The 12,338-nt window shown below is 72.5% G+C and carries 9 protein-coding genes; 4 read left to right on the forward strand and 5 right to left on the reverse strand.

Annotated features, from left to right (window positions below; translation table 11 throughout):
- Window positions 1–43 precede the first annotated feature (43 nt).
- A complete protein-coding gene (locus tag AB0M80_RS37770; protein WP_364574549.1) occupies window positions 44–2,746 on the forward strand; it encodes an HAD-IC family P-type ATPase in 2,703 nt (900 codons plus the stop codon).
- Window positions 2,747–2,817: 71 nt separating this feature from the next.
- On the opposite strand, the gene AB0M80_RS37775 is transcribed toward AB0M80_RS37770, so the two are convergent.
- The 5 genes from AB0M80_RS37775 to AB0M80_RS37795 all read right to left on the reverse strand — a co-directional run bounded on the left by AB0M80_RS37775 (window position 2,818) and on the right by AB0M80_RS37795 (window position 7,975).
- Window positions 2,818–3,174: a hypothetical protein gene (locus AB0M80_RS37775; RefSeq protein ID WP_364574550.1), complete on the reverse strand. Its 357-nt coding sequence runs from the start codon at window positions 3,172–3,174 to the stop codon at window positions 2,818–2,820.
- A complete protein-coding gene (mgtA, locus tag AB0M80_RS37780; protein WP_364574552.1) occupies window positions 3,171–5,840 on the reverse strand; it encodes a magnesium-translocating P-type ATPase in 2,670 nt (889 codons plus the stop codon). Before mgtA ends, AB0M80_RS37775 begins: the two co-directional genes overlap by 4 nt.
- 187 nt (window positions 5,841–6,027) lie before the next feature.
- Complete coding sequence (locus tag AB0M80_RS37785) at window positions 6,028–7,014, reverse strand: hypothetical protein (RefSeq protein ID WP_364574554.1); 987 nt, start codon at window positions 7,012–7,014, stop codon at window positions 6,028–6,030.
- 210 nt (window positions 7,015–7,224) lie between these two features.
- A complete protein-coding gene (locus AB0M80_RS37790; RefSeq protein ID WP_364574556.1) occupies window positions 7,225–7,695 on the reverse strand; it encodes a DUF5994 family protein in 471 nt (156 codons plus the stop codon).
- A gap of 64 nt (window positions 7,696–7,759) precedes the next feature.
- The gene (locus AB0M80_RS37795) at window positions 7,760–7,975 is read right to left on the reverse strand and encodes an RGCVC family protein (protein ID WP_364574558.1); all 216 of its coding nucleotides are present in this window, start codon (window positions 7,973–7,975) and stop codon (window positions 7,760–7,762) included.
- 694 nt (window positions 7,976–8,669) lie between these two features.
- Between AB0M80_RS37795 and AB0M80_RS37800 the strand changes: the two genes are divergently transcribed.
- From AB0M80_RS37800 to AB0M80_RS37810, 3 genes are read left to right on the forward strand one after another with little or no spacing between them, the layout of a single operon-like run.
- Window positions 8,670–9,776, forward strand: a complete 1,107-nt coding sequence (locus AB0M80_RS37800; RefSeq protein ID WP_364574559.1) for a glycosyltransferase — start codon at window positions 8,670–8,672, stop codon at window positions 9,774–9,776.
- Complete coding sequence (locus AB0M80_RS37805) at window positions 9,776–10,792, forward strand: hypothetical protein (protein ID WP_364574561.1); 1,017 nt, start codon at window positions 9,776–9,778, stop codon at window positions 10,790–10,792. The genes AB0M80_RS37800 and AB0M80_RS37805 overlap by 1 nt, the downstream gene beginning before the upstream one ends.
- The gene (locus AB0M80_RS37810; RefSeq protein WP_364574563.1) at window positions 10,789–12,273 is read left to right on the forward strand and encodes a glycoside hydrolase family 130 protein; all 1,485 of its coding nucleotides are present in this window, start codon (window positions 10,789–10,791) and stop codon (window positions 12,271–12,273) included. Before AB0M80_RS37805 ends, AB0M80_RS37810 begins: the two co-directional genes overlap by 4 nt.
- Window positions 12,274–12,338 lie beyond the last annotated feature (65 nt).

Below are 12,338 nucleotides of genomic sequence, written 5' to 3' on the forward strand. Positions count from 1 at the left end.
TCGGGGGTGAAACGTTCGCCACGGCCATCGAGGGGACACGATCATGCGAGTGCTGGCATCGGCCCGGCCGGGTGAGCCGATCGGCACCCCCGGCCGGCCACCGGCGCACGCGATGGAGGCGGCCGAGACGGTCATCCTCCTCGACACCGACAGACGAACCGGGCTGACCGAAGCCGAGGCGGGCGTACGGAACGTCCACAACGGGCTGAACGTGCTGCCGACCGGCCGGGCCACCAGTGCGCTCGGCCGGTTCCTCCGCCAGTTCAAGGATCCGCTCGTCTACGTCCTGCTCGCCTCGGCCGCCGTGACCCTCAGCCTCGGCCAGCTGGTCGACTCGAGCGTGATCTTCGCCGTGGTCCTGCTCAACGCGATCGTCGGATTGCTCCAGGAGTCACGGGCCGAGCACGCACTCGCCGCGCTGGCCGGCATGGTGACCACCGAGGTCCGGGTGGTGCGCGACGGCGTCCCGATCCGGCTGCGCGCGGAGAAGCTGACCGTCGGAGATCTCGTCGTCCTCCGCGCCGGGGACAAGGTCGCGGCCGACTGCCTGCTGCTGTCCGCGCAGGAGCTCCAGATCGACGAATCCGCGCTCACCGGCGAAGCGGCGCCCGTCACGAAGGCACCCGGCGCGCTGCCCGAAGCCACCGCACTCGCCGACCGGCGGAACATCGCACACGCCGGCACCGTGGTGACGCGGGGCGAAGGCACGGCCGTCGTCGTGGCGATCGGCGCCGGCACCGAACTGGGGCTGATCAACCAGCTCATGACCGCCACCGGGGTTCCGGCCACACCGTTGACCCGCAAGCTGGCCGGGTTCAGCCGCCGGCTCTCGGCCGGCGTCGTGGCGCTGGCGGTCGTCCTGTTCGTCATCGGTCTGCTGCGGGGCTACCGCGCCGGGGAGATGTTCACCGCGGCGGTGACGATGGCGGTCGGCGCGATCCCCGAAGGCCTGCCGGCCGCGGTGTCCATCGTCCTGGCGATCGGCGTCGTCCGGATGGCCCGGCGCGGCGCGATCGTCCGGCGGCTGCCGTCGGTGGAGACGCTCGGCAGCACCACGGTCATCTGCACCGACAAGACCGGCACCCTCACCACCAACCGGATGACGGTGACCACCGTGTTCGCCGGCGACCGCACCCACGAGTGGACCGGCGGCGGCCCGCTCCCGCCGGCCCTGCGCGAGTGCCTGCTCACCGGAGTCCTCTGCAACGAGGCGCAACCGGCCGACGGCACGGCCACAGCGACCGGCGATCCGACCGAAACCGCTCTCCTCACCGCGGCGTGGGAAGCCGGGCTGGACGTCGGCGCGGAGCGGTCCGCGCACCCGCGCGTCGACGTGCTGCCCTTCGAATCCGGACGGAACCTGATGGCCACGGCGCACCGGACCGCCGACGGCCGGCTGACCGGATACCTGAAGGGGGCGCCCGAAAAGGTGCTCGCGCTGTGCCGGGATCAACTGCGGGCGGACGGCACCGGCGAACCGCTGGAGCGGGAGTCGCAGCGGCAGACGGCGGAAGCCCTCGCCCGCCGCGGACTGCGGGTGCTGGCTTTCGCGACGTTCACCCCGGCGGACGAAGACGCCTTCCCCGCGGGCGAGCCTCCGGAAGGGCTGACCCTGGTCGGCTTCCAGGCCATGCACGACCCACCCCGTCCGGCCGCGGTGGCCGCTGTCGCCGCGTGCCGGCGAGCCGGGATCGCGGTCAAGATGATCACCGGTGACCACAGCGAAACCGCACGGGCGATCGCCCGGAACTTCGCGCTGGCCGACGGGGAACCGAAAGTCCTCGCCGGCGCCGAAATCGCCGTCACCCCGGACGACGCCCTCGCCGGCGTGGACGTGTTCGCCCGCGTTTCCCCGGGGCAGAAACTCCGGCTGGTCACCCTCCTGCAGGAGCGCGGCAACGTGGTCGCCATGACCGGTGACGGGGTGAACGACGCTCCCGCTCTGCGCAAGGCCGACATCGGGGTCGCGATGGGGCGCAGCGGAACCGAAGTCGCGAAAGAGGCCGCCGACATGGTCCTGGCCAACGACGACTTCGCGACCATCGAGGCCGCTGTCGAAGAAGGCCGGGCGGTGTTCGACAACATCCGCAAGTTCCTGGCCTGGACGCTGCCGACCAACATCGCCGAAGGACTGGTCATCCTGGTCGCGATCGTGCTCGGCGCCCAGCTGCCGATGCTCCCGGTCCAGGTGCTGTGGATCAACATGACCACCGCGGTCTTCCTCGGCCTCGCGCTGGCGTTCGAACCGAAGGAAACGGGCATCATGGCCCGCCGCCCCCGCCCACCGGGCCAGGCGCTGATGACCGGCGACCTGCTCAGGCGGATCACGCTCGTGTCGGTCATCCTCGTCGCGGGTTCGTTCGCGGTGTTCAGCTGGCAGCTGCGGGCCGGCGCCTCCGTCACCGAAGCGCGCTCGATCACGATCACCGTGTTCGTGTTCGCGCAGATCGCGTACCTGTTCAGCTGCCGCTCCCTCGACCGGTTCCGGCCGACGGGATGGAACCCCTGGGTGCTCGGGGGTGCCGCCGTGATGATCGCGCTGCAGGTGTCGATCCTCTACCTGCCGCTGATGAACGAACTGTTCCGCACCGCGCCGCTGACCGTCGCGAGCTGGCTGCTGGTGCTCGGCCTCGCCGCCACGACGTTCCTGGTCGCCGAGGTGGACAAGTTCCTCTGGCGCCCCGGACGCCGGCGCCGCACCGCCCGGCCGGATGCCGTCCCGCTGGTCCCGGCGGCACCACGATGAACCACGGCGGCCCCGGTTCCCGAACCCGAGGTCCCCTCAGGTCCATCCGGGGGCTGCCCCCACTTCGCCGGTCACCTGGACCCGCGGAGGTTCCTCGCGTGCAGGCCGACGGCCAGGACGAGCAGCGGCACGTGGATCGCGGGCAGGTTCCGGGCGAACCACCGCGGCAGGAAGAGGTCGGTGACCGAGCCGCGTCCGGCGCCGAACGATTCGGCGACCTCGGTCAGCGGACAGCGGAATCCGTTCGCCGCGAACACGAGGCACTCGGCCGCGACCACGCCGCCGGCGAGCGCGGCTCGCCGATCCGACCGCTTGGCCAGCCCCGCGTACAGGACGTACGAGAAGCACGACTCGATGACCAGCCAAGCCGCCGTGTGCACGACCTTGATCGCCACGAGCACGCCGGCGCGCCGGGTCTCGCCCGTCATCGAAGTCCTCGATCCGCGGGTGTTCCGGCACGGGGGACGTGGCCGCGGGGTTCCGCGGTGCTGAAGTAGGCGGTCCGGCGGCGCAGGTGACGACGAGGGGTGGGCCGTGGCGTGGCGGTGGTCGTCCGCACGAGCCGGTAGAAGACGCGCTTGCCCGCTTCGATCAGGACGAGATATCCCAGCACCATCCCGGCCAGCGCGGCGAAGAACCCGCCAGGCAACGGCGAGAACCCCAAGGCGGACGCGAGCGGTGTCGCGGGCAGCAGTGCGCCGACGGTCACGACGCCGAGGGCTCCCACGGTCAGCGGCAGGCTGGGATGGCTGCGGAAGAACGGGATCCGCCGGGTGCGGATGGCGAAGATCACCAGGGTCTGGGTGGCCAGGGATTCGACGAACCAGCCCGAGCGGAACTGGTCCGGGCCCGCGTGGAACACCCACAGCATGACGCCGAAGGTGACGAAGTCGAACACCGAGCTCAGCGGACCGAAGAAGACCATGAACCGGCGGATGAAGCCGATGTCCCAATGGGACGGACGGCGGAGCTGCTCCTCGTCGACGGTGTCGGTGGCGATGGCGAGCTGGCTGGTGTCGTAGAGCAGGTTGTTGAGCAGGATCTGCGAAGGCAGCATCGGCAGGAACGTCAGGAACAGGGACGCGCCCGCGGCGGAGAACATGTTGCCGAAGTTGCTGGAGGTGCCCATCAGCACGTACTTGATGGTGTTGGCGAAGATCCGCCGTCCTTCGGTGACGCCGTCGGCGAGCACGGCGAGGTCCTTCTCCAGCAGGATCACGTCGGCAGCGTCCTTGGCGACGTCGGTGGCCGAGTCCACCGAGATGCCGACGTCGGCCGCGTGCAGGGCGAGCGCGTCGTTGACGCCGTCGCCCAGGAACGCCACCCCGCCGCCGCTGAGCCGCTGGACCCGCACGATGCGGGCCTTCTGCTCCGGGCTCACGCGGGCGAACACCGTGGTACGCGTGATCGCGTCGGCGAGCTGGGTGTCGTCGAGGCCGTCGAGGTCGGCCCCGGTCAGTGCGGCGCCGTCACCGAGGCCGAGGTCGTGGCACACCTTCGCCGCGACCGCCGAGTTGTCGCCGGTGACGACCTTGACCGCGATGCCCAGGTCGTCCAGCCGCCGCAGGGACCGCGCGGCGTCGTGCTTGGGCGGGTCGAGGAACACCAGGAACCCGAGCAGCAGCAGGCCCTGTTCGTCCGCGGGTGCCGGTGCCTTCCCGTCGGGGAACGGCCGCGTGGCCACGGCGACGACCCGGTTGCCCGCGGCGAACTCGGCTTCCAGGGTTTGCCGTGCTTCGGGCGGGACGCCGGTGCAGCGGCCCAGCACCGTCTCCGGGGCGCCTTTGGTCACCAGGACGGTGTGGCCCGCCGGGTCGCGGACGACGACGGAGACCATGCGGCGTTCGTGGTCGAAGGGCAGGACGCCCAGCGTGGGGTAACCGGTCAGCGCGGTCCGCTGCGCCACCGAGGCCGGCGATCCCCACAGCGCCTGGTCCAGCGGGTTGCCGCCGACGGAGCCGGTGTTTTCGGTGGAGAGCAGTCCCCAGCGCAGCACTTCGTCGGGATCACCGCCGCCCGCCGGGACGGCCCGCATGTAGTCGATGCGGCCGAGGGTGAGGGTGCCGGTCTTGTCGGTGAACAGCACGTCGACGTTGCCCAGATCCTCGATGCACACCAGCCGCTTGACGAGCACCTTGCGCCGGCTCATCCGGCGCGAGCCGGCGGCGAGACTCGTGGACACGACGGCCGGCAGCAGCTGCGGGGTGATCCCGACCGCGATCGCGAGCGAGAAGAGCAGCGCGTCGAGGATCGGCTTGTGCAGCACCACGTTGATCGCGAAGATCGACGTCGTCAGCGCGCCGGCGACGTACACCAGCAGCATCGAGAACTTCCGCAGCCCGACCTGGAACTCGGTGTCGAGCTGGTGGGTGCCCAGACCCGCGGCGATCGCGCCGAAGCCGGTGCGCGCGCCGGTCGACACCACGACGCCGGTGGCGCTGCCCGCGTGCACGACGGTGCCCATCAGCGCGCACCCGGACAGTTCGGCCAGTGCGGTGCCTTCGGGCACGGCCGCGGTGCCCTTCTCCAGCGGCAGTGATTCCCCGGTCAGCACCGACTCGTCGCATTCCAGTCCGGCGACCGACAGCAACCGGACGTCGGCCGGGACGACGTCGCCGAGCTTCAGTTCGACGACATCGCCGGGTACCAGTGCGGTCACGTCCACCGGCACGGGGTGACCGTCCCGGATGACCACGGTCTCGTGCCGGATCTGCGCGTGCAGTGCTTCCGCGGCCTTCTCCGCGCGGTACTCGTTGACGAACCCCAGCCCGACCGAGACCGCGACGATCACTCCGATGATCACCGCGTCGCTGCGCTCCCCGACGAAGGAGGACGCGACGGCGGCGGCCATCAACAGCACCAGCAACGGCGAGCGCAGCTGGTGCCAGAGCACCGGGACCAGCCGCGCCCGGTGCGATGACACCGCGTTCGGCCCGTACCGCGCCGACCGCTCGGCGACATCGCCGGCGGTCAGCCCGCCGGGCGTGACACCGAGCGCGTCCAGAACCGCCGCACCGGGCAGCGCCGCGGCGTGCGCGACGTCGAGGTCGGCGGCAGCCGCTCGCGCGGGTGCTGTGGTGGTGCGGGTGGACATGGGCGCCTCGGCGTTCGTCAACAGGATCCGGATCGGCGAGCCGGCCTGCGTGGCACGCCGGAAGGACGAACGGCGCCAGGGTCCGGGGCACGATGATGGTATTCCCGCCGGGAGGGCCCGCGGTCACCGCGTGTTCGACGGAACAGCCGACCGGCCGCTCAGCCGGGCTTCTCCCGTCATTCCGACTTCACCTCGCGGGAACATCCGGGGTGACGCGGCGGGTCAGCACGTCGGCCGGCGCTCGTCGCGCTGTCGTCGCGGTCGGCTGGCCGTACCCGATGCGCAGCAGCGTGTGGGCCTGGCCGAGGCCGTCGAAGATCCGGTCGAGCGCGTCGCGGGTCTGCGGTGTCTCGAAGGGCTGTGACAGGAACGAGGTCGCCAAGCCCGCCGCGGTGGCGGTGAGCAGCACGTGCTGCATGGCCATCCCGGCCCGGACCTCGGCGTGCGGCCCGCGGTCCCGGGTGAGGACGGCGGCCAGCAGCGGGTCCTGCTCGAATTCGCGCGGCGGCAGCCCCTGGTTGGCGTGCGAGGCACGCAACGACACCGCTCTGGCCCCGTACGGCGGAGGTCCGGTCGCGATCGTCGGCACGCCGTCCGGGGCCTCGGTTTCGTGCCGCATCCAGGACGCGGTCTCGGCCTGGAACGCGAGATCGTTCTCCTGCAGCGCTTCGGCACGGCGCACCAGCGTCGTCACGGTGGAGAAGTGCCCGGACGCGTCGAGGTATTCGACCTGCCCGCCTTCTTGGAGCGCGGCCGACTTCAGCGCGATGCGGAGCGGGGGCGACACCAGCCTGTCCAGGAAAGGCCTGCGGTTGGTGTGCCGCCGGAACACGGCCTCGGCGAGCTCGCGGTCGGTCCGGGTGATCTTCCGGTTGCCGTCGAGCCGGATCACGGCGAGCAGGTCGGGTTTTCCCGGATCGGGGATCGTCCGGACGGTCGTCGCGAGGCCGTGCGCTCTCAAGTGGACGACCGCGTTGAACGCGGCCGCGCCACAGGACAGCCGTGCTTCCCGGGCGAGCGGATCCGCCACCCCGAGCACGCGCGCGCGGTCCAGCCACACCTCGATCGTTTCGCCGTCGAGGACGAACCGCCAGGGCTGGGTGTTGTGCGGAGACGGTGCGCGGACGGCCGAAGCGAGGGCCTGCTCGAACATCGTCGGGTGCGGTCGGCTCATCGCGCGCTCCGGACGTGAGGGATCTGTACCACTCCAGCATCGCGGACGGCGGCCGTCCGCACGCCGGCCTTTGGTCACCAGCGGCCGGGACCTATGGCCCGCAGGCGGAGCCGCAGCCGGTCGATGACCGGGCCGGACGAGGGCCGCTCGCACGGGTTCACCAGCAGGTCTCCGGTTACGACGGCCGTGGGGCTCACCCGTCGGCGGCGCTCAAGCCGTTCCGGCGGGGCCCAGGGTGCCACTGGTGGTCAGGATCAGCACGGCGGAGCCCACTGCGTCCGGCGCGGCGGCCGCTTCCAGCGCTCGCTCCGCCGCCGCCGGATCGGCGCCGGGCGGGACCACCAGCAGGGTCAACCGGCGGATCCGCGCTCCGATCACGACGATCGTGTGCCGGTCCAGGCCGAAGAACCCCGCCAGCCGGACGAAACCGGTTTCGAGCGCGAGCGTCCGGGGCGTCAGATCCCACATCGCCGGGTTGAAACCGATCCGGTCCACCGGGCCCGAGTCCGCGGCGAGCGCGGTGACCAGGGCGCTGAATTCCGCGACCGGCTCCCGCGAGCGTGGCCACCAGGCGCCGTCGAAGCAGCCCTTGACCGCACCCGGCGGTTTCAACCGCAGCCGCTTCTCGACGGCCAGGGAGCCGAGCACAGGCCCGGCGGTGCTGTCCGACAAGAACGTCATGGCCGCTGCTCTTTCCGCACCTGCGGGCCGCGGACGCCGCCGGCGGCGTTCATGACGAAATCATTCATTTCCGGACACGCATCGCCGAGGTCGCCGCTTTTTTCGGCTCGCCGGCGCAGACGCAGCCGCGATCGGACGTGCCGGCCTGCGTTGCCGTGCAAAATCGGCGCGCGATCATGTCGTGCGACTCCACGGGATGGGGGCACACCGCACAGACGGCCACCGCCGGGTCGCCGATTTCCGCGACGGCGACGCCCGATTCGACATCGATCCTCGACATACCGGATTCTCCTTTTGCAGATGGGCTGACCATGCGGGCGCGGTCCGATGAGCAGACGAAAAAGTCGGGACTCGCTCGAAAATCCGGCTTCGAGGCCCGGCTCCACCGAGTGTGCCGAGGTCCGGGGCGATACCTCCACCTTACGCCGGTGCCGGCGGGCCGTGCCGGAGGTCCCCGTGGCCATCCGATCGCGGCCGGCCACGACGTCCGGCCCGTCCGCGAGCAGGGTGGAAACCCAGCGCGACCAGGCGGATCGGGTGCACCGGCCCGCGGTGGGCCGGCCCCGCGACCACGCTCCGGCCCGGCCCGCCGAACGCCCCCGGAAAAGAGGTCGCACGACTCTAGGCCCAGGCCGCTGACGGGAACACAGTCGCTGCATGACCCCGGCGACGCCTCGGACACGATGGTGGCGCGCCCGCTCGCGCTGCCGCTGCGCAACCTGCCGGAGCCCCGTCGAAATCGGCGTCGGCAAGAACCACCGTCGTGTTCCCCGCCCCGCTGATGAGCACCGGCTCCGTCCTGCCCGCGAGACCGCCGGCGCACCGAAGCGCGCCGCGACGGCTCCCGTCGTGCCGGTACCCACGCCGTCGAACGGCGCGGCCCCGCCCGGTGAGTTCCGAGCACCGTCGTCCACCCCGCTCCCGGCTGTGCGCAGCCGCCGATCCGAAGGGCTCGTGTGATCACGTTCGGCTTCTTGAGTACCTATCCGCCCACGCTCTGCGGCCTCGCGTCGTTCACCGCGTCGCTGCGGGCGGCGTTGCCGCCGGGCTCCGCGGGCAGCGTGGTCCGCGCGGTCGAGTCGGCGGACGCCGCGGGCGGCCCCGAAGTGGCGGGGGACCTGGTCGCCGGCTCGCCGGCGAGCTGCCGCGCGGCGGCGGCCCTGCTCGACCGGGACGACGTCGCGATCGTGCAGCACGAATACGGCATCTACGGCGGCGCGGACGGCGAAGACGTCCTGCGCGTCCTGGAACTGCTGCGCACGCCGGCGATCGTCGTCCTGCACACCGTCCTCAGCGCGCCGACACCGCACCAGCGCGCGGTCCTCAACGGCGTGGTAGCCGCCGCGGCCGCGATCGTGGTGATGAGCGAGACCGCGCGCGCCCGGCTCGTCGCCGGCTACGACGTGCCCGCCGGCCGGCTCGTGGTGATCCCGCACGGTGCCCCCGACACCGGTGTCGCCGCGGCGGTGCCGCACCACAGCCAGCACCGCCAGATTCTGACGTGGGGCCTGCTCGGCCCCGGCAAGGGCATCGAATGGGGCATCGAGGCCATGGCCCTGCTGCCCGCCCAGTGGCCGGAGCCGCGCTACGTGGTCGCCGGCCGCACCCATCCGAAGGTGCTGGCCCAGCAGGGGGAAAACTACCGCCGGTCACTGCTGCTCCGTACCGAACGCCTCGGCGTGCGCGACCGCGTCCGGTTCGACTCCCGCTACCTCGCCGCCGCGTCGCTGCAGCGCCTGGTGAGCCGCGCGGAAGTGGTCCTGCTGCCCTACGACTCCCGCGACCAGGTCACCTCCGGGGTGCTCATCGAGGCCGTCACCGCGCGGACACCGGTCGTGGCGACCCGCTTCCCGCACGCCGTCGAGCTGCTCTCCGGTGGCGCGGGACTGCTCGTGGACCACCGGGATCCGGCGGCCATCGCGCAGGCGCTCCAGCAGATCCTCACCGACCGGGCCGCGGCGGGCAGAATGGCCGCGGCCGCCGGGATCGCCGCCCGCGACCTCGGCTGGGCGTCGGTGGCCACGCAGTACAGCCGGCTCGGCGCCCAGCTCGTGTCCGCCCAGTCCCCGGTCGTGGCTTGATGCTGGACGACCGTCACCTGCTGCGCATGTCCGACGACGTCGGTCTCTTCGAGCACGCGTGCGGGGCCATCCCGCGTCGCGAGCACGGATACTGCCTCGACGACGCCGCTCGCGGCCTGGTGGTGCTGAGCCGCGAGCAGGACCTGACCCCACGGCTGGCCCGGGTGCAGGAAACGCTCTTCGCCTTCACCGCGCACGCGCACGAAGACGGCCGCTTCCGCAACCGGCTCGGCTACGACCGCAGCTGGCAGGATGCCCCGGGTCTCGGCGACTGGTGGGGCCGCGCGCTCTGGGGGCTCGGCAGCACCGCCGCGTACGCCGGACGCGCGTGGCTGCGCACCGAAGCCCGGCTGCTGTTCGACGCGGGAGCCCGCCGCCGGTCGCCGGACCTGCGCGCGATGGTGTTCGCCGCGTTGGGCGCCGCCGACGTGCTCACCCGGTTCCCGGCGGACGAGCCGGCGCGAGCGCTGCTCGGTGCGGCCGTCACGGCGATCGGGCCGGTTCCGCCCGGCCAGGACTGGCCGTGGCCCGAACCCCGGCTGGAATACGCCAACGCCGCGGTCGCCGAGGTCCTGATCGCCGCCGGCGCACTGCTGCCCGAACCGGGCGCGCTCGCCGACGGCCTGCGCGTGCTGGATTGGCTGGTGAACCGGCAGACCAGGGAGGGCCGGCTGTCGGTGGTGCCCGCCGGCGGCTGGGCGCCGCACCAGTCGCCGCCGGGATTCGACCAGCAGCCGATCGAGGCAGCCGCGCTCGCGGCGGCCTGCGCCCGGGCCTACGCGGTCACCGGTGCCGTCCGCTGGGCGTCCGCTGTGGAGCTGGCCCGCGCCTGGTTCCTGGGTGCCAACGACGCCGGCACGCCGATGCTGGACCGGGACACCGGTGGCTGCGGCGACGGGCTCCGCGCCGACGGCGTCAACCGCAACCAAGGTGCCGAATCGATGCTGGCGATGCTGGCGACGTTCCAGCTCCCACGGCTGCGGACCGGCACGCTGACCGGCGTGGGTGCGGCGTGACCGGCGAGGCCACGGGCCTGGTGACCCGGCAGCCCGCCGGGTTCCGGCCCGACCCCACGCGGGTCGTGACGAAACTGTTCGTGCCCGGCGAGGAGGCACCGGAGACGCGGTCGCGGGCGGCCGCGTTGATCGCGCGCGTCCTCGCCCTGCCGGAACGTTCGGTCGGTTCGACACTGGAGAGTGTCTTGGCCGGCTTCTCGGGCCGGCACCGGGACCTGCGTGCGGTCCTCGAGCACAACGCGTCGATCATGAGCCACCGGCTCGTCGATCCCCGCTCCCTCGGCCCGCAGCGCCGGCTGCTCCTCGGCGCGTACTTCACGCACGAATACGCGGTCGAGGCGGCCGCGCTGTGCAACCCGTCCCTGGTGCCGCACCCCCGGCAGGACGGGCTCGCACCCGGGCAGGTGCGAGTGGCGCTCAGCCTGCGCGGTATCGGCGAAGGACACATCTCCTCGATCGGGTTCGCCACCGGCGTCCTGGGGCCCGGGACACGCGCCGAGTGGCATCCCCGGACCGGACCGGTCAGCACCGGCGAACGCGAGCCGGACTCCTGGAGCCGTTCGTGGCTGCGCGCCGCCCTGGAACACGACGGCTGCGACAACGAGATCACCGCCACCGTGACCGCGACCCTGCCCGATCCCTTCGGCCAGCACGACCTCGACCTCGCCCTCGCGGCGCTCGATCCCCGTCTGCTCCAACGCTCCGGGGCGGCAGGCACGACCCAGCACATCCGCGAACTCGCCGCCGCCGGCTACACGGTGCGCTTTCCCGGCGACACCGAGCTCGCGCAACGGCTGCTGTGGCCGGTCAGCGCGACCGAAAGCCACGGCATGGAAGACGCCCGCTTCGTCCGCTTCACCGCCGACACGGGCGTGACCGGCTATCGGGCCACCTACACCGCGTACAACGGCGCCACCGTGACACCCCGGCTGCTGGAAAGCGCCGACCTGACCTCGTTCAGCGCGTTCGCCCTCACCGGACCGGCGGCCCGCAACAAGGGAATGGCGCTGTTCCCCCGCCTCGTCGGCGGCACGCACCTCGCGTTGTGCCGCGGGGACGGGGAAACGATGAGCCTGGCGACCTCGCCCGACGGCCGTTCCTGGTCCGGTGAAGTGCCGCTGCACGGGCCGACGGCGGCCTGGGAGCTGCTGCAGGTCGGCAACTGCGGCTCTCCCCTGGAAACACCGGCGGGCTGGCTGGTGCTCACCCACGGCGTCGGGCCGATGCGGACCTACGCCATCGGCGCTCTCCTGCTCGACCTGGCCGACCCGGCCCGGATCGTGGGCGCGCTGCCCGAGCCGCTGCTCGTGCCGGACGAGGACGAGCGTGAAGGCTACGTCCCCAACGTCGTCTACTCCTGCGGCGGGATGATCCACGACGGCACGCTCTGGCTGCCCTACGGCAGCAGCGACGCCCGGGTCGCCTTGGCCACCGTCCCGGTGGACGCCCTCGTCGCCCGGCTCGAGGAGGCGGGCGCGTGACCACGGGCCGGCGGTCGCCGAGCGGGGCCATGGGTGCAGAGCCGCCCGCAGGACAGCCGGCCGGC

The sequence above is a fragment of the Amycolatopsis sp. NPDC051045 genome, assembly GCF_040682955.1.
In the GTDB taxonomy this organism is placed as follows: Bacteria; Actinomycetota; Actinomycetes; order Mycobacteriales; family Pseudonocardiaceae; genus Amycolatopsis.

Excerpts from the sequence above, each read along its gene's own strand:
- AB0M80_RS37770 (WP_364574549.1), top strand. The coding sequence starts at position 44 with ATGCGAGTGCTGGCATCGGCCCGGCCGGGTGAGCCGATCGGCACCCCC.
- AB0M80_RS37775 (WP_364574550.1), bottom strand. The coding sequence starts at position 3,174 with ATGACGGGCGAGACCCGGCGCGCCGGCGTGCTCGTGGCGATCAAGGTC.
- mgtA (WP_364574552.1), bottom strand. The coding sequence starts at position 5,840 with ATGTCCACCCGCACCACCACAGCACCCGCGCGAGCGGCTGCCGCCGAC.
- AB0M80_RS37785 (WP_364574554.1), bottom strand. The coding sequence starts at position 7,014 with ATGAGCCGACCGCACCCGACGATGTTCGAGCAGGCCCTCGCTTCGGCC.
- AB0M80_RS37790 (WP_364574556.1), bottom strand. The coding sequence starts at position 7,695 with ATGACGTTCTTGTCGGACAGCACCGCCGGGCCTGTGCTCGGCTCCCTG.
- AB0M80_RS37795 (WP_364574558.1), bottom strand. The coding sequence starts at position 7,975 with ATGTCGAGGATCGATGTCGAATCGGGCGTCGCCGTCGCGGAAATCGGC.
- AB0M80_RS37805 (WP_364574561.1), top strand. The coding sequence starts at position 9,776 with ATGCTGGACGACCGTCACCTGCTGCGCATGTCCGACGACGTCGGTCTC.